Raw genomic sequence first — 17034 nt, forward strand, 5'->3', positions numbered from 1 at the left:
TGTCAGGAGAGCTTGGCCAGAGCCGTACGGAGCCGGTCGAGGGCGCGCTCGCGGCCGAGGACCTCGATCGACTCGAACAGCGGCAGGCCCACGGTCCGGCCGGTGATCGCCACGCGCACCGGCGCCTGGGCCTTGCCGAGCTTGAGCCCGCGGGCGGCGCCGACCTCCTCCAGGGCGGCCTTCAGCGACTCGGGGTCCCAGGCGACCGACTCCAGCCGCTCGGCGTATCCGGCGAGGATCTCCGCCGCGCCCGGCTTCATCGCCTTGTCCCAGGACGGCTGGTCGAAGACGGGTTCCTCGAGGAAGAGGAAGTCGACGTTGGCCGTCACCTCGGACAGCACCGCCACCCGGGTCTGGACCAGGGGCGCGACCCTGGCGAAGACGGCGCGGTCCCACGACGGGTCGAGCCACGGCTCGCAGCGGCCGATGAAGACGTCCGGCGGCAGCGCCCTGATGTACTCCCCGTTGAACGCGCGCAGCTTCTTCTCGTCGAAGAACGCCGGCGACGGGTTCACGTCCTCCAGCCGGAACAGCGGCATCATCTCCGACCAGGACATGATCTCCCGGTCGTCGCCGGGCCCCCAGCCGAGCAGCATGAGGTAGTTGACCATCGCCTCCGCGAGGTAGCCCTCGTCCCGGTAGGACTCCAGCGCGACCTTGTCCCGGCGCTTGGACAGCTTCTGCCGCTTCTCGTTGACGATGACGGGCACGTGCGCCCACACCGGGGGCGGCGCGCCGAGCGCCTCCCACAGCAGCTGCTGCTTGGGGGTGTTCGACAGGTGCTCCTCGGCGCGGACCACATGGCTGATCCGCATCTCCATGTCGTCGACCACGTTGGCGAGGATGAACAGCGGCGATCCGTCGCCGCGCACGATGACGAAGTCCTCCATCGACGCGTTCGGGAACTCCACCCGTCCGCGTACGAGGTCCTCCACCACGGTCACGCCCGCATCGGGGCTGCGGAACCGCACCGCACCCTCGGTCAGGCCCAGGTCGCGGCAGTGGCCGTCGTACCCCTGGTGTTCCGAGCCGGTCCTGGCCTTCACGACGTCCCGCGTGCAGGTGCAGTGGTAGGCCTTGCCGTCCTTGAGCAGCCGTGCCGCCGCCTCGCGGTGCTGCTGCTCGTAGGCGGACTGGAAGTACGGCCCCTCGAAGTTCGGCGAGTCGCCGTTGATGCCGATCCAGGCCAGGGCCGAGATGATCCCCTCGGTCCATTCCGGCCGGTTGCGCGCGGCGTCCGTGTCCTCGATCCGGAGCACGAACTTGCCGCCGGTCTGTTCGGCCAGGGCCCAGTTGAACAGCGCGGAGCGGGCCCCCCCGACATGGAACATGCCGGTGGGCGAAGGGGCGAAGCGCACCCTAATCACGTGAGATCACCCGGTTTGTAAGAGTTCCGATTCCTTCGATGCCGACGCTCACCTCGTCGCCCACGGACATCGGGCCGACACCCGCGGGCGTGCCGGTCAGGATGACGTCGCCGGGCAGCAGGGTCATGACCGCGCTCACGTACTCGATGAGCGCCGGGACGTCGTGCAGGAGCTGGGAGGTGCGCGCACTCTGCCGCAGCTCCCCGTTGAGCGTGGTCGTGAGCGCGAGGTCGGCCGGGTCGAGCGAGGTCTCGATCCACGGGCCCAGCGGGCAGAACGTGTCGAAGCCCTTCGCCCTCGACCACTGGCCGTCCCTGGACTGCAGGTCGCGGGCGGTCACGTCGTTGGCGCAGGTGTACCCGAAGATCACGTCATGGGCCCGCTCGGCCGGGACGTCTCGGCACAGCCGTCCGATCACCACGGCCAGCTCGCCCTCGTAGTCGACCCGTTGGGACAGCTTCTCCGGGTAGGCGATCGGTTCTCCCGGTCCGACCACCGATGTGCTGGGCTTGAGGAAGACGACCGGCTCCGCCGGCGCCTCGCCGCCCATTTCCCTGGCGTGGTCGGCATAGTTCTTGCCGATCGCGATGACCTTGCTGGGCAGCATCGGGGCGACCAGGCGGACCTCGGCGAGCGGATAGCGCTCGCCGGTGAACTCGACCCCGCCGAACGGGTGGCCCGCGACGTGGGCGATGACCTGCTCGCCCTCCTCCAGCACTCCGAACGCGACCCCGTCGCCCTTGGAAAACCTCGCGATACGCACGTCACGAGCCTAGTGCCCCGGCCGCCGAGGTTCGCCCGTACGGCACGGTGTCCGGGGGCGTCAGGGGGGCGTCCGGGGGGGCGTCCGTCCCGTCGGGCTGGGCCGTACCTCCGTAAGGTGGTGCTGAACGGCCGCGCAACCGGGCGGTGAGAACCGAGTCGTACGGGGGTTCCTATGCCTTCTGTCGTGAAGATCAACGTGCTGACGGTGCCCGAGGAGATGCGGCAGGAACTGGAGCGGCGGTTCGCCGGCCGGGCCGGGATGGTCGAGTCGTCCGACGGGTTCGAGTGGTTCGAGCTGCTGCGGCCCGTCGAGGGAACCGACCGCTACCTCGTCTACACCCGGTGGCGCAGCGAGGAGGACTTCCAGCGCTGGCAGCAGAGCCGGTCCTTCCAGGCCGGCCACGCCCAGGCGCAGGGCGAGGCCCAGGGGCCGGGGCACGACCACGGGCAGCAGGGTCACGGACAAGGCGAGGGACCGGCGGCCTCGGCCTCCGAGGTGTGGTCGTTCGAGGTCGTCCAGACCGCCGCCCCCACCCCCACCCCCAAACCCACCCCCAAGCCGTGATCTTGCGAATACTCGCAGGCCCACCGCTTGAGCTGCACGAACACCTTCCGTGATCTTGCAGAAACTCGCACTCAACGCCTCCCACCTGGCGTTATTCCGTTCGTGATCTTGCAGTGCAAGATCACGAAGGACGAAGCCGCAGATGGAACGGGGTCTCTGCGAGTTTCTGCAAGATCACGAGACGAGAAATCCCAGGTCAACGCGCATCCATGCAAGTAATTGCAAGATCACGGCGGGCTGAGGTGGGGGTGGGGGTGTTGTTAACGAAGTGATCAATGTGACTTGACCGCATTGCCGTGATTCGGACAGCATGACCCTTCCTGCCTTGAATCTTGCCGGAAGGAATCTGGCGTGCGCGGCCGCACTCACGTCCTCAGGAAACACGGCCTAGGCCTGTCCGCTCTGCTCCTCGTGGGCAACGTCTCCGCCCTGGCTCTTCCGAGCGGCGCGTCGGCGACCACGCAGCAGGTCACGGCCGGCGTGAAACGGACCGCCGAGTGTCAGGGGGACTGGCTGCCGGCCACCCCCACCGCGCCGGAGATCATGGACGGCAAGCTCTCGTTTCTCGACTTCCCCGCCGTCAGCGTGGGCAAGAACGTCAACTGGCGGGCGGATCCGTACCGGAACCGGTCCTGGCAGATGGTCTTCCAGTCGCTGCGCTGGATGGGCAGGCTGGTCGCCGACTACGAGACGACCGGCAAGGAGGAGTACCTCAGGCGGGCGACCGAGATCGCCAAGGACTGGGTGGCGGACAACCCCTATGGCGGGCGCGGTACGGCGAAGTACGCCTGGGACGAGCACCCGATCGCGCTCCGCGCTCCTGCCCTGGTCTGCCTGAGCAGACATGTCAAGGGCACCTGGCTCACCCGCAGCCTCGCCCAGCACGCCAAACTGCTGGCCGACCCGAACAATTACGAGGAAGGCCACAACCACGGGCTCGACCAGGACATCGGCCTGCTGCGGATCGGCTGCCGCTACGGCAACACGGGCTGGAAGGACCTCGCCGTACGCCGCATGGTCAAGTCGATGAAGCTCGACATCGACTCCGAGGGCACGCTCATGGAGCAGGCTCCGCGCTATGCGATCTACGTCCACGAGCGTCTCAGGGTCGCCGTGGACACGATGGCCGACTGCGGGATCAAGGCGCCGGCCACGCTGGTGCGGCGGTGGAAGAGCCTGACCGGGCACATCGCCGCCGCCACCATGCCGAACGGCTACCTGGTGCCCATCGGGGACGGCCCGGCCGACATCCAGCCGAGCGGCTTCGACCACGGAAAGAAGACCGTCGAGGTCTTCAAGGCCGGGTACGTCTTCGGCCGCACCGCATGGGACGACCCGCAGTCGGCGTACTATTCGATCCGCTTCGGCCCCGGCCGGAAGTTCCACGGCCATGAGGACCACCTGGGCGTGACCTACTACGCCCAGGGCCACTCCATCCTCACCGAGGCGGGCTTCCACTCCTACGAGAACACGCCGTACCGCCGCTGGACGATGACGCCGGAGGCCCACAACGTGCCGGTCGTCGTGGGCAGGAAGTTCCGCGGGCATACGCCTTCTGCCCTCACCCGCCGCTCCATCGGCGAGGGCCGGCAGTCGTTCACGCTGACCGACCTGGCGTACGGCGTTCGCCGCACCCGGTCCGTGCTGGTCAACCACCACGACGACGTGATGGCAGTCCTCGACACCGGGGGCGGGAAGCTGCGCAACCTGTGGCACCTCGACCCGGCGTTGCAGGTCGTCTCCTCGGAACGGGGACGGATCGTGATGGCGGACGGCGGCTGGCGGGCCACGCTCGTGCAGCTCGACATGCCGTCGTGCAAGCCGATCGGCGGGCAGCGAGTGGTCAGCGGGCGGACCGGGCCCTACCAGGGGTGGATCTCGCCCGGCTACATGAAGAAGGAGCGCGCCCCGGTCGTGATCTCCCCCACGGCCAAGGCGCTGCTGACGCTCATCGTGCCCGGCACTGACAAACCGAGTGTCACCTGCTCCGGCCGGAGCGTGGCCGTCCAGACCTCCGGCGGCAAGGTGACCCTCCGGGTGGGCGCCTCCGGCACCCTGTCGTAACGGACCACTCCGTCTCGGCCGGAGCACGGGCCCGCACGGCCGCGGCCCGGCCAGTGGTCGGGCCGCGTGCCGCGTACGGGCCGGGGTCAGGCCTGATACCCCGCACGGAGGAGTCCGTACGTCACGGCCTGCTCGAGGGCCTGCCAGGACGCCTCGATGATGTTCTCGTCGACGCCGACCGTGGCCCAATCGCCGGTCGAGTCGCTGGAGTTGATCAGAACGCGGGTGATCGCGCCGGTGCCCTGCGTCCCCTCCAGGATGCGGACCTTGAAGTCGATGAGCTGGACGGCGGCGAGCTCGGGATAGAGCTTCTCCAGGGCCAGCCGTACGGCCTTGTCCAGGGCGTTGACCGGGCCGTTGCCCTCCCCGGTCGCGACGATCCGCTCACCCTTGGCCTGCAGCTTCACCGTGGCCTCGCTCGCGACCTCGGACGTCGTAGAACCGGCGACCGGATCGAGGACGGGGCGGCGCTCCACGATGACCCGCCATGACTCGACGGTGAAGTATCGCCTGTGCTCGCCGGCGACGGTGTCGCGCAGCAGAAGCTCGAAGGAGGCGTCGGCGGCCTCGAAGGTGTGCCCGCGCGACTCCAGGTCCTTGACCCGCTCGACCAGTTCGCGGGACTGCTCGCCGGTGAGGCGGTAGCCCAGCTCGCGGCCCTTGAGCTCAACCGAGGCCCGTCCGGCCATGTCCGAGACCAGCATCCGCATGTCGTTGCCGACCAGGCCGGGATCGATGTGCTGGTAGAGGTTGGGGTCCACCTTGATCGCCGAAGCGTGCAGCCCGGCCTTGTGCGCGAAGGCGGAGGCGCCCACATAGGGCTGGTGCGAGTTGGGCGTGACGTTGGTGACCTCGGTGATCGCATGCGCGATGCGCGTCATGTCGGCGAGGGACTGCGGCGGCACGAGGTCGAATCCCCTCTTGAGCTGGAGGTTGGCCACGACCGTGAAGAGGTTGGCGTTGCCCGAGCGCTCGCCGTACCCGTTGGCGCATCCCTGCACATGGGTGGCGCCCGCCTTGACCGCTGCCAGGGTGTTGGCCACGGCGCAGCCGGTGTCGTCGTGGCAGTGGATGCCGAGCCTGGCGCCGGTGCCGGCCGCCTCGTGGACGACCTCGGCGAGTTCGTCGGGGAGCATGCCGCCGTTGGTGTCGCACAGCGCGACCACGTCGGCGCCGGCCTCAGCCGCCGTACGCAGCACCTCGAGTGCGTAGGCGGGGTTGGAGCGGTATCCGTCGAAGAAATGTTCCGCGTCGAGGAAGACGCGCCGGCCCTCCGCACGAAGGTGGGAGACCGTGTCGCGGATCATCGCGAGGTTCTCCTCCAGCGTCGTGCGGAGGGCCAGCTCCACATGCCGGTCGTGGCTCTTGGCGACGAGCGTCACGACCGGCGCTCCGGACTCGCGCAGGGCGGCCACCAGGGGATCGTCGGCGGCCTTCACACCGGCCCGGCGGGTCGCGCCGAACGCGGCGAGCTGCGCGTGTTTCAGGTCGAGCTCGGTTTGAGCCCGCCGGAAGAATTCCGTGTCCTTGGGATTGGCGCCCGGCCAGCCTCCCTCGATGAAGCCGACGCCCAGATGGTCCAGGTGACGAGCGATCGCCATCTTGTCGGCGACCGACAGGTTCAGCCCCTCCTGCTGGGCCCCATCACGGAGCGTCGTGTCGTACACGTGGAAGCCGTCGTCGATCATCTCTTCGTCTCCTTCGCGGGTCCGGTCGTCGCCGCGCGCTCATCGGCCCAAACAAAAAGACCCCTCACGGACGTGAGAGGTCTGCGCGTCGGCGTTGTCCCTTGTCTAGCCGACGCGCCTGCCGATAATGAGCAGACCGTAGAACATGATGCCCAGCAGTCTGCCACATGCTCCCGGCCGCCGGCACATCGATCTCAGGTTACGAGACATGGACGACTTCCACGACCACGCTCCGCCCGCTCGCCGCCCTCGCGATATTAGGGTGATGCACATGAAGGTTGCCGAGTTCACCGATCCCGCAGTGGCCGAGTACACCATCGCGCACACCACCCCGCCCGACGATCTGCTCCGTGCCCTCACCGAGGAGACGCTCCGGCTCGTCGGCGACCGCATCTCCATGCAGATCTCCGCGGAACAGGGCACGTTGCTCACCATGCTCGCCGGGTTCTCGGGGGTTCGCAGGGCCGTCGAGGTCGGCACCTTCACCGGCTACTCCTCCATCTGCATCGCCAGGGGCATGCCGGCGGACGGCCGGCTGATCGCCTGTGATGTCAGCGAGGAGTGGACCTCCGTGGCCCGCCGCTACTGGGACAAGGCGGGCGTCTCGGACAAGATCGAGCTCCGCCTGGGACCGGCGGCCGACACCCTGCGGGACATGCCACGCGAAGAGTGGATCGACTTCGCGTTCATCGACGCGGACAAGGCCGGCTACCCGGTCTACTACGAGGAACTTCTCGTACGGCTCAGGCCCGGCGGGCTGATCGCCGTGGACAACACGCTGCAGCATGGCCGGGTCGTCGACCCCTCCGCCGGGGGCGCCGTGCCCGCCATACGGGACTTCAACGACCTGGTCGCCGGTGATTCGCGGGTGACCTGCGTCCTCCTGCCCTTCGCCGACGGCCTGACCCTGATCCGCAAGAACTGATCTCCGAGGGGTCTGACGATCGGCACCGGCAAGCCGATCGTGGCGTTGGCCGTACGGGACGGGGCCCGGCCTGACGGTTTCCGGCCGGACCGGGCCCGTGCTCCCGGCGACTCAGCAGATCTTGTGGATCCAGTTGCGGGTGTCGGGGCGGGTGCCGTACTGGATGCCGACGAGCTCGTCACGGATCTTCATGGTGACCGGGCCCGGAGTGCCGTCGCCCACGGTCCAGGCGCGGTCGGCGCCCTTGACGGAGCCCACGGGGGTGACCACGGCGGCCGTGCCGCAGGCGAAGACCTCACTCAGCTCGCCCGACTCGCAGGCCGACTGCCAGTCATCGATCGAGATCTTGCCCTCCTCGGGCCGGAGGCCGAGCTCCGCCGCGATGCTGAGGATCGAGTCGCGGGTGATGCCCGGCAGCAGGGTGCCGGTCAGCGCGGGGGTGACGAGGCGGTCGCCGAAGACGAAGAAGAGGTTCATCCCGCCCATCTCCTCGACCCAGCGGTGCTCGAAGGCGTCGAGCCAGACGACCTGGTCGCAGCCCTCCCGCACGGCCTGGCGCTGGGCGACGAAGGCCGCTGCGTAGTTGCCGCCGCACTTGGCGAAGCCGGTCCCGCCGGGAGCGGCCCGGGTGAACTCCGTGGACAGCCAGACCGAGACGGGCTTGACGCCGCCGGAGAAGTACGAAGCGGCGGGCGAGGCGATCACCATGTACTTGTAGGAGTTCGACGGGTGGTTCACACCGAGTGCCGCCTGCGTCGCGATCATGAATGGCCGCAGGTAGAGGCTGTGGCCGTCGGTGGTGGGCACCCACTCGCGGTCGGTCTGGACGAGCAGTTCCAGCGACTGGACGAACGCGTCCTCGGGCAGCTCGGGCATCGCCATCCGGGCCGCCGACCTGTTGAAGCGCGCGGCGTTGGCGTACGGACGGAAGGTGACGATCGACCCGCCCGCCTGCCGGTACGCCTTGAGCCCCTCGAACAACTCCTGGGCGTAGTGGAAGACCGACGTCGCGGGGTCGAGGAGCAACGGGCCGTACGGCTGGAGCCGGGCGTCGTGCCAGCCGCGCCCCTCGGTCCAGTCGATGGAGATCATGTGATCCGTGAAGGACTGCCCGAAGCCCGGATTCGCCAATACCTCCGCGCGCTCCCCCGCGCTGCGGGCTCGCGGATTGAGCTGCACATCGAAGCTGAGCTGAGTGGTCATGACGAAGATCCTTTTCTCGACGTCGTCGTAACGCTCATTGTGCGGCGACGACCTTCCAACGGAAAACTACGGCATAAGGCGGGTACAAAAAAAGCGCATGACGACCCCACGGGCCGCCATGCGCGTCGATCGGCGCCTTGATCAGATAGCGGCCCGGATCAGCCCGCTACTCGTCCGGCGATGTCGTCTCCGATCTCACGGGTCGACCTGGCGGTCCAGGCCCCCTGCCGTTCGAGCAGGTCGTCCGCGACGGCCTGCTCGACCCGGGTCGCGGCCTCGGCGAGCCCGATGTGGTCGAGGAGCATGGCGATGGACAGGATCGTGGCGGTGGGGTCGGCCTTGCCCTGGCCCGCGATGTCGGGGGCGCTGCCGTGCACGGGCTCGAACATCGACGGTGCCGTACGGGCCGGATTGACGTTACCACTGGCGGCGAGGCCGATGCCTCCGGCGATGGCCGCGCCGATGTCGGTGAGGATGTCACCGAAGAGGTTGTCGGTGACGATCACGTCGAAGCGCTGCGGCTGGGTGATGAAGAACATCGAGGCCGCGTCCACGTGGCAGTAGTCCGTCTCCACGTCGGGGAACTCCCGGCCCACCCGGTCGACCGTACGGGCCCAGAGGTCACCGGCGAAGGTCAGCACGTTGGTCTTGTGGACCAGGGTGAGCTTACGACGGGGCCTGGACCGCGCCTTCTCGAACGCGTAACGCACGACGCGCTCGACGCCGAAGGCGGTGTTCAGCGACTCCTGGGTGGCGATCTCCTGCTCCGTGCCGCGGCGCATCACGCCTCCGGCCCCGGCGTACGGACCCTCGGTGCCCTCGCGGACGACGACCATGTCGATGTCCTCGGGACGGGCCTCGCCGAGCGGGGTGGTCACCCCGGGGAACAGCTTGACCGGGCGGAGGTTCACGTAGTGGTCCAGCTCGAAGCGGAGCCTGAGCAGCAGCTCACGCTCCAGGACACCCGGCGGGACGCTGGGATCGCCGACGGCGCCGAGCAGAATCGCGTCATAGCCGCGCAGCTCCTCGAGCACAGTGTCGGAGAGGGTCTCCCCGGTCGCGTGATAGCGCTTCGCCCCGAGATCATATTCGGTCGTCTCAGTCTTGACACCGATGGCGTGGAGGACCTTGAGGCCCTCTGCGACGACCTCGGCGCCGATCCCGTCACCGGGGATGACTGCCAGACGGATGTTGCTCGACTCCATGGGAGTACCTTACCGGTGGTCTCGGAGATCGAACGCCGATCTCACTATTCGGACATAATGCCCGATCGCGGACGCGATCTCCCGGATCACGGCCGGTGTCGCCGTGACCTCAGGGCGCGATCCGGCTCAGCGTGCCGGCAGGCCGCCGTTGTCCCGGCGGTCGAGTGCGATCTGCAGTGCGGCGGTGGCCTCGTCTTCGGCGTCCTCGGGACGGTTCCAGGGATACATCTCGTACATGACGGGTCTCATTCGCGAAGAAGGACTGAAAAAAGAAAGAACAGATCCGGTCGCGGACTCCGGATTGCCGGCTCCGACTCTGCGCGGGTCACGCGCTCTGGGTCTATGGAACCGACGGCCGGCGGCGCACAACGCCGCACACCGTGACGGGCCGGCCCACCCTGATCAGGCCCCGCCGCGGCAGGTAATGAGTACGAGTACCTGGCGCGTCATACCGCTCCAGGTTACCGCAGAATCTTGTAGGACGACCTAGTATCTCATTATTCGAGACAAAAGAGGCCCGTGTGGCGGGGACACCGCCGTACGGGCCAAGACGACGAGGACCGTCGCGGATCCGCGGATCCGCGACGGTCCTCGTGGCCGCTCCAGTCCTTCAGGTCCCGCTCAGACCTCCAGATCCACCGTGCGGCCGCTGTCGGCGCCGATCTCACCGGCGATCTGCTCGACGACGTCGGACGGGATCGTCGAGTCGACGGTGAGCGCGATCAGCGCCCGGCCGCCCTTGACGTCGCGGGACACCTGCATGGAGGCGATGTTGATCCTGTGCTCGCCGAGCAGGCGTCCGACGACGCCGACGATGCCGGGCCGGTCGGCGTACGTGAAGAAGGCCAGGTGATCGGTCGGCTCGATCTCCATGGCGAAGCCGTTCACCTCGACTATCTTCGTGATCTGCCGGGGGCCGGACAGCGTGCCGGAGACCGAGACGGTACGGCCGTCGGCCAGCACCCCGCGCACGGTGACGACGTTGCGCCAGTCGGGGCTCTCTGAGCTGGTGACGAGTTCGACCACGGTGCCGCGGTCCTTGGCGAGCAACGGGGCGTTCACGTAGGTCACCGTGTCCTCGACCACGTCGGTGAAGACGCCCTTGAGCGCGGCGAGCTCCAGCACCCGTACGTCCTGGGAGGCGATCTCACCGCGGATCTCGACTTCGAGCCGGGTGGCCACCTCGCCGGCGAGCGCGGTGAAGATGCGTCCGAGCTTCTCGGTGAGCGGCAGACCCGGCTTGACGTCCTCGGCGACCGCGCCGCCCTGGACGTTCACCGCGTCCGGCACGAACTCGCCGGCCAGCGCGAGCTTGACGCTGCGGGCGACCTGGGTGCCGGCCTTCTCCTGCGCCTCGTGGGTGGAAGCGCCGAGGTGCGGCGTGACCACGACCTGGTCGAACTCGAACAGCGGGCTGTCGTTGCACGGCTCCTTGGCGAACACGTCGATCGCGGCCCCGCCCACACGGCCCTCCTTGAGAGCGGAGTAGAGCGCGTTCTCGTCGATGATGCCGCCGCGTGCGACGTTGATCAGACGGACGGTCGGCTTGACCATGTGCAACTCGCGGTCGCCGATCAGGCCGATCGTCTCCTTCGACTTGGGCAGGTGGACCGTGATGAAGTCCGCCTGTGCCAGGACCTCCTCCAGCGACAGCAGCCGCACGCCCATCTGGACGGCCCGGGCCGGCTGGATGTAGGGGTCGTAGGCGACGATCTCGACACCGAACGGCTGCAGGCGCTGGGCCACGAGCTGGCCGATCTTGCCGAGGCCCAGGATGCCGACGACCTTGCCGTCGAGCTCGATGCCGGTGTACTTGGACCGCTTCCACTCGCCGTTCTTCAGCGCGGCGTGCGCCTGGGCCACGTTGCGCGCCCCGGCGAGGATCAGTGCGACCGTGTGCTCGGCCGCGCTGGTGATGTTGGAGGTCGGCGCGTTGACGACCATGACACCGGCCTTGGTGGCCGCCTCGACGTCGACGTTGTCGAGGCCGACGCCCGCGCGGGCGACGACGCGAAGCTTGGGCGCGTTCGCGAGGGCCTCAGCGTCCACCTGGGTGGCGCTGCGGACGATCAGGGCGTCCACTTCGGCGAGAGCGGGCAGGAACTGCGAGCGGTCGGCTCCGTCGGTGTGACGGACCTCGAAGTCCGCGCCGAGCACGGCGAGACCCGCGTCGGAAAGCTCCTCTGCGACAAGAACGACGGGCTTGTTCACTGGTTGAGTCCTTCGAAAAGTTCGAGAAGTGCGACAGCACGGACAGTCGTCGAGTCTATCCGGGCTTGTGAAAGCTCTCACGAGCGATCCGGTATCCGAGACGGCCACCGGGTGGTTGGGACCTCCTGAGACGCATGAGAAAGGGGTGAACGCGGATCGTGACGATTTGATCCCAATTTGTGATATTTGGATCGATCCAATCCGCTCGAGCAGCCATCTCGGGTATTGATAGCACCCAATCTTCGCGATTAGCCTGATTCGCTATGGTTCACCCCCTATTGTTCGGCCTATGAGCATCGGGAACCCCTCTCTGGGTGACGTTCTCGCGCGGCACGGCAGCGCTCAGCAGTTGCTGTCCGCCCTAGCCGAGCGGGGCATCCTGGTGGCCGTCCGCCCCGACCGCTCCGTGGTGCTCGGCACAACGCAGAACGGTGATCGCGTCCTGCTCGGCTACACGGCGCCGGAGACCTACGCCCGGCACCGTGGGAGCCATTCGTTGTCGGCCTGTGACGCCGATACCATCCTCGAAATCCAACAGGTCACCGGCGTCCGGGACATCGTCATCGATGCCGCCGGGCCGGCGGCCGCCGCCGTACCCATCGACGACCTGCGCCGCTACCTCCAGTCAAGCCGGACCGGCCCCGCTCCGGCGGTCTCGGCGATGCGCTCGGCCGCCGCCCCGACGGCGTACGCCACCGGGGCCATGGCAACGGTGACCCGCTCGCAGGTCACACACGCCGCTCCCCCGGCGGCCGCCGCCGGTCGTCCGCTCGCCGCTCCGCCGGCGTCGGCCCGGGAACGGGCTCCGGCCGATTCCGGCTCCGTCCCGCCCGCCTGGATCCCGGCGCCTCGCCAGCACCTGTCCGGTGCCATGCAGGTCGTCGACCCGGGCTATCGCAGGACGAACCATCCGATCCTGCCCGCCCTCCGGGTGGCGGTCTCCGAACTGCTTCGCGACTACCCGAACGTGCACCATGTATGGATCTCTGAGGCCCGGACGGTCTCCGGGTCGTGGGGACTGATGCTGCTCGTCAGGGTGAACACGAAGACCGGCGAGGACATCGTCAGGGACGTCCACCGCCGGGTCCGCGCCCGGCTGCCGCAACTGGCGGCCAGCGGGGCGCCGGTGCTCATGGCGCGGGTCACCGACGCGCACACGGAACGCCGGATGATCGAGATCGGCGCCCACGTCGTCTGCGCCGACGTCAGAGGCTGACCTTACGGGGAGGGCCCGGGGAGCTTCCGCCCGTGCCCTCCCCCGGCGGTCTTCACTGCGGCTCGTGGCGTCGGTGGGGCCGGTTCGACACCGTCCGACACCGTCCGGCGCGGTTCGGCGTGTGCGGCCTGTCCGCGTTCGGCTGTCGGCGTTGGCGTTCGTTGGGAGACGCGTGGTGGGAAACGCATGGTGCGTACGCGCTGGAACGGCCTGACCGAAATGTCGGTACGGAAACCTTCCTGTCGAATGCCGGCTCGGCTTGAATATCCGCATGGTCTCCTCGGCCGCGACGCCACCCCCCGTGACCGTCTCACGCGGCGTGCGCCTCGGATATGCCGTCGGCTCGTTCTGCACGGCCAACTTCTCGACCATCCCCGGCCTCCTGCTGCTCTACTACATGACGAACGTGCTGGCCGTGCCCGCCGTGCTCGCCGGCATCGTGCTGTTCCTGCCGAAGGCGTGGGATCTGCTCGTCAACCCCCTGGTCGGCCAGTGGTCCGACCGCACCTCCTCGCGCTGGGGACCGCGGCGGCCATGGCTGCTCGCCGGGGCGGCCGTCCTCCCGGCCTCCTTCGCCGTGATGTTCAGCGGGCCGCCGCTCACCGGCGTCCCCGCCGCCGTCTTCGTCGGCGTCGCGTTCCTGTTCGCCTCGACCGGATACGCGCTGTACGAGGTTCCGTACAAGGCGATGCCGGCCGAGATGAGCGCCGACTATCACGAGCGGACCTCGCTGCTGCAGTGGCGGATGATCTTCGTCGCGGTGTCGGTCGCGCTCAGCGGGGTCGTCGCGCCGATGCTCGCCGGCGATTCCGCCGGCGGCTACCGCCTGATGGGCGTCACCTTCGCGGCGATCCTGCTCGCCGCGATGATCGGGTCGTTCGCCGGCACGGCCCGCGCCCCCTTCATCGGGCGGCAGCGGTCGGAGGGGACCCTGAGATCGCAGCTCGCCGCCGCCAGGGCGAGCAGGCCGTTCCTGTGGCTGCTCGGCCTCAGCTCGGCCCAGAACCTCGCGGTGGGGGTCATGCTCGCCGGAGCCCCCTACTTCGCCGCCTACGTCCTGCACGACACCGCCGCCACGAGCACGCTCTTCGCCGCGCTCGTCGGGCCGATGCTGGTCACGATGCCGCTCTGGGTACGGCTGGCCCACAGGCTCGACAAGCGGGGCGCGATGGTCCTGGCCGGATCGCTGTTCCTGATCGGCGCCGCGCTGCTCGTCGCCGCCCCGGTGCTCGGGTCGCTGTACGCGCATCTCGCCGTCGTGTCGGTCGGATTCGGCTACGCGGGCCTGCAGTTGCTGCAGTTCTCCATGCTCGCCGACGTGATCGCCCATGACAGCGAGGTCAGCGGCGAGCGCCGCGGGGGCGTCTTCACCGGACTGTGGACGGCGATCGAGAACGCCGTGTCCGCCCTGGGCGCCACCGTCTACGGCGCCGTGCTCGCCGTCGGCGGCTTCATCTCCTCCGATCCGGAGACTCCGGTGACGCAGCCGGACAGCGCGCACACAGCGGTCCTCATCGGCGTGACGCTCGTGCCCGCCCTCATGTCGCTGGCCGCAGTGCTGATGACACTGAGGTACGACCTCACCGCCGACCGTCTCGCCCCAGGCCGCCTCACCGTACCGGCAGGCGATGGCCCGGCCGGCGACACCGCCGGGGGCACCCCGGCCTGATCACCATCTGACCTCGTACCCGTTACCAGGGGTGCCGCAGTGGTGGCCGAGTGAGTTTGGAACGTTGGTATTTTTGTGACTTCTGTGATTTTTCGGACACGAGGGGTTGTGGCCACCATAATGCGGTTCTCAACCAGCCCCTTCGGGTCGTACCTCCCTCGTCCCCCATGAGGGCGCGGCCCAGGGGGTGTCACGCGGATCTCACCTCGAGCAGCACCCGCGACAGGCGGCGAGATCCCGTGGCCGGACCTATCCCCTCATCTGGAGGACGAAATCGTGAACAAAGCGCTCGGAGCGGCCCTGTGCCTCGGGGGCCTCACGGTGGTCGGTCTGCCCGCCGGCACAGCCCAGGCGACGACCGACCACCTGGGCTGCCGGGTCTCCGCCGCCAAGCCGTACGTCACGACGGGCGGGAAGATCCGCGCGAACGGTTACCGGATCGGGTGCAGCGGCCCCGCGAAGCTGCGGGTCCGCATCTGGAAGGCCGTGCCGGGCCCGGACCGCGTGGTGAAGAGCGGCGCCAAGGTCGTCGAGAGCGGACGCCTCGCGCTGGTCGTGCGCTGCGTGAACGGCGTGTTCTACACGACCGTCACCGACTATCGCGGCCACACGTCGCGGTCCAAGGCCACCCGGGTGAAGTGCGGCTCGAAGCCGACCGGCGGAAACGGCGGGTCCGCCACGGGAGGCTCCTCCACCGGAAGCACGACGGGCGGCGGCTCGACGACGGGGTCGGGCACCGTCGGCACAGAGTTGGAGAACGAGGTGGTGCGCCTCACCAACGCCGAGCGGGCCAAGGCCGGCTGCGCCCCGCTCAAGCACGATGCCAAGCTGCATGCGGCGGCCTACGCCCACACGGCCGACATGTCCGCCAAGAACTACTTCAGCCACACCTCACAGGACGGACGCTCCTTCGCCGACCGCATCAAGGCGGCGGGATACTCCTACGGCGCGATCGCCGAGAACATCGCCAAGGGCTATCAGACCCCAGAAGCCGTGGTGCAGGGGTGGATGAACAGTCCCGGCCACCGCACCAACATGCTCAACTGCAGCTACACCGACATCGGCGTGGGCCACGTCAAGGCCGGCGGCCCGTACTGGACCCAGAACTTCGGCAGGCACTAGCTCCACCACCCCACCACCCCGGCGTGATCTTGCGAATTCTCGCAGTATCCATCCCTGACCTGCGCAGATCAGCTTCGTGATCTTGCAGTTTCTCGCAGACGAGGCCGCTGACGTGCGCCTACATGTCAGCCGATCTTGCAGTCGAGGTGAAGTGCAAGATCACCGACATCGTTTCGGCTGGTCAGCGGGGAAGTCTGCGAGAAACTGCAAGATCACGAACGCAAAGTGGCTGCTCTCCGGCCCGCATGCGAGTATTCGCAAGATCACGGCCGTGGGGGGGTGGGGGTGGGGTGTGGGGGTGGCCTGAAGACTTCGTACGATCGCGGTACCTTGGGTGAGGCCGGTGGCGTGGGTTACTGGAATGAGGTGGAATGCGGGGGTCTGCTGGACACTTCGCCCGGCTGCGTCGGATACTCCAATCATGAGCTCTCCCCCGGTTCGCGCCTCGGACGGGGACCGTGACCGCGCCCTCGACGAGCTCCGCGACCGTGCCGCCGAGGGCCGGCTGTCCATGGACACCTTCATCGGCCGTGTCGACATGGTGCTGCGCGCGCAGAGCCGCCGTGAGATCGACGAACTGGTCGCGGATCTCCCGCAGCGCGGGCGCCTGCGCAGGCGGATCACCGAGGCCGTGGCCGCCGTATCGGACCTCAGCAATCGGATCGAGTCCGCCTGGCGGCGTCCTCGCCTTCCCAGGTTGGCGCTGCCCGCCGACGACCGCCTCCGGTATCTGGTGGGCCGTGGACCGACCTGCGACCTCGTGCTGACGGATCTCACGGTCTCCCGGGTGCACGCCGAGCTGCGCCGCGAGGAGGACTCGTGGCTGCTGGTCGATCTCGGCTCGATGAACGGCACCCGGCTGAACGGCTGGCGGCTGGTCGGGCCGGCCCGGGTACGGACGGGCGACGAGATCGCCTTCGGCGACTGCGCGTTCCTGGTGTCCGTCCCCGCCTGAACACACCCCTGCCCCCGGCCGGCTCCGCCGCCGGGCGGCTCACGGTCACTCTGCTACCCGGTCCGTACGGAACGACTCG

13 protein-coding genes are annotated in these 17034 nt (G+C 68.6%); 7 read left to right on the forward strand and 6 right to left on the reverse strand.

What is annotated here, in order from left to right; translation table 11 throughout:
* Positions 1-2 precede the first annotated feature (2 nt).
* Together gltX and ACQP1K_RS22455 are read right to left on the reverse strand one after the other, a co-directional pair.
* Complete coding sequence (gene gltX / locus ACQP1K_RS22450; RefSeq protein WP_433501618.1) at positions 3-1331, reverse strand: glutamate--tRNA ligase; 1329 nt, start codon at positions 1329-1331, stop codon at positions 3-5.
* 28 nt (positions 1332-1359) lie between these two features.
* Entirely contained in the window at positions 1360-2130 is a 771-nt protein-coding gene (locus ACQP1K_RS22455; RefSeq protein WP_433497667.1) for a fumarylacetoacetate hydrolase family protein, read from the reverse strand.
* 174 nt (positions 2131-2304) lie between these two features.
* On the opposite strand from ACQP1K_RS22455, the gene ACQP1K_RS22460 reads away from it, so the two are divergent.
* Together ACQP1K_RS22460 and ACQP1K_RS22465 are read left to right on the forward strand one after the other, a co-directional pair.
* Positions 2305-2697 (forward strand): antibiotic biosynthesis monooxygenase family protein, encoded by a 393-nt coding sequence (locus tag ACQP1K_RS22460; protein WP_433497668.1) that lies wholly within the window; start codon positions 2305-2307, stop codon positions 2695-2697.
* A gap of 351 nt (positions 2698-3048) precedes the next feature.
* The gene (locus ACQP1K_RS22465; RefSeq protein WP_433497669.1) at positions 3049-4761 is read left to right on the forward strand and encodes a heparinase II/III family protein; all 1713 of its coding nucleotides are present in this window, start codon (positions 3049-3051) and stop codon (positions 4759-4761) included.
* An 86-nt stretch (positions 4762-4847) separates the two neighbouring features.
* Here the strand turns inward: ACQP1K_RS22465 and cimA are convergent, their stop codons facing one another.
* Positions 4848-6449, reverse strand: coding sequence for a citramalate synthase (cimA, locus tag ACQP1K_RS22470; protein WP_433497670.1), 1602 nt, complete (start codon positions 6447-6449; stop codon positions 4848-4850).
* 271 nt (positions 6450-6720) lie between these two features.
* Here cimA and ACQP1K_RS22475 point away from each other — a divergent pair, with 271 nt between their 5' ends.
* The gene (locus tag ACQP1K_RS22475; protein WP_433497671.1) at positions 6721-7374 is read left to right on the forward strand and encodes an O-methyltransferase; all 654 of its coding nucleotides are present in this window, start codon (positions 6721-6723) and stop codon (positions 7372-7374) included.
* Positions 7375-7485: 111 nt separating this feature from the next.
* On the opposite strand, the gene ACQP1K_RS22480 is transcribed toward ACQP1K_RS22475, so the two are convergent.
* The 3 genes from ACQP1K_RS22480 to serA form a co-directional block, all read right to left on the reverse strand.
* On the reverse strand, positions 7486-8577 hold the full coding sequence (locus tag ACQP1K_RS22480) for a branched-chain amino acid aminotransferase (RefSeq protein WP_433497672.1): 1092 nt from the start codon (positions 8575-8577) through the stop codon (positions 7486-7488).
* A 158-nt stretch (positions 8578-8735) separates the two neighbouring features.
* Complete coding sequence (locus ACQP1K_RS22485; protein WP_433497673.1) at positions 8736-9782, reverse strand: 3-isopropylmalate dehydrogenase; 1047 nt, start codon at positions 9780-9782, stop codon at positions 8736-8738.
* A gap of 621 nt (positions 9783-10403) precedes the next feature.
* Positions 10404-11993: a phosphoglycerate dehydrogenase gene (serA, locus tag ACQP1K_RS22490; RefSeq protein WP_433497674.1), complete on the reverse strand. Its 1590-nt coding sequence runs from the start codon at positions 11991-11993 to the stop codon at positions 10404-10406.
* Positions 11994-12282: 289 nt separating this feature from the next.
* Here serA and ACQP1K_RS22495 point away from each other — a divergent pair, with 289 nt between their 5' ends.
* From ACQP1K_RS22495 to ACQP1K_RS22510, 4 genes are all read left to right on the forward strand, one after another.
* Positions 12283-13209, forward strand: a complete 927-nt coding sequence (locus ACQP1K_RS22495; RefSeq protein WP_433497675.1) for a hypothetical protein — start codon at positions 12283-12285, stop codon at positions 13207-13209.
* 301 nt (positions 13210-13510) lie between these two features.
* Positions 13511-14878, forward strand: coding sequence for an MFS transporter (locus tag ACQP1K_RS22500; protein ID WP_433497676.1), 1368 nt, complete (start codon positions 13511-13513; stop codon positions 14876-14878).
* Positions 14879-15154: 276 nt separating this feature from the next.
* Positions 15155-16000, forward strand: a complete 846-nt coding sequence (locus ACQP1K_RS22505; protein ID WP_433497677.1) for a CAP domain-containing protein — start codon at positions 15155-15157, stop codon at positions 15998-16000.
* A gap of 421 nt (positions 16001-16421) precedes the next feature.
* On the forward strand, positions 16422-16955 hold the full coding sequence (locus ACQP1K_RS22510; RefSeq protein WP_433497678.1) for an FHA domain-containing protein: 534 nt from the start codon (positions 16422-16424) through the stop codon (positions 16953-16955).
* Positions 16956-17034 lie beyond the last annotated feature (79 nt).

Source organism: Sphaerimonospora sp. CA-214678 (assembly GCF_050942215.1).
GTDB lineage: Bacteria > Actinomycetota > Actinomycetes > Streptosporangiales > Streptosporangiaceae > Sphaerimonospora.

Excerpts from the sequence above, each read along its gene's own strand:
- gltX (WP_433501618.1), bottom strand. The coding sequence starts at position 1,331 with ATGTTCCATGTCGGGGGGGCCCGCTCCGCGCTGTTCAACTGGGCCCTG.
- ACQP1K_RS22460 (WP_433497668.1), top strand. The coding sequence starts at position 2,305 with ATGCCTTCTGTCGTGAAGATCAACGTGCTGACGGTGCCCGAGGAGATG.
- cimA (WP_433497670.1), bottom strand. The coding sequence starts at position 6,449 with ATGATCGACGACGGCTTCCACGTGTACGACACGACGCTCCGTGATGGG.
- ACQP1K_RS22475 (WP_433497671.1), top strand. The coding sequence starts at position 6,721 with ATGAAGGTTGCCGAGTTCACCGATCCCGCAGTGGCCGAGTACACCATC.
- ACQP1K_RS22480 (WP_433497672.1), bottom strand. The coding sequence starts at position 8,577 with ATGACCACTCAGCTCAGCTTCGATGTGCAGCTCAATCCGCGAGCCCGC.
- ACQP1K_RS22485 (WP_433497673.1), bottom strand. The coding sequence starts at position 9,782 with ATGGAGTCGAGCAACATCCGTCTGGCAGTCATCCCCGGTGACGGGATC.
- ACQP1K_RS22495 (WP_433497675.1), top strand. The coding sequence starts at position 12,283 with ATGAGCATCGGGAACCCCTCTCTGGGTGACGTTCTCGCGCGGCACGGC.
- ACQP1K_RS22510 (WP_433497678.1), top strand. The coding sequence starts at position 16,422 with ATGAGCTCTCCCCCGGTTCGCGCCTCGGACGGGGACCGTGACCGCGCC.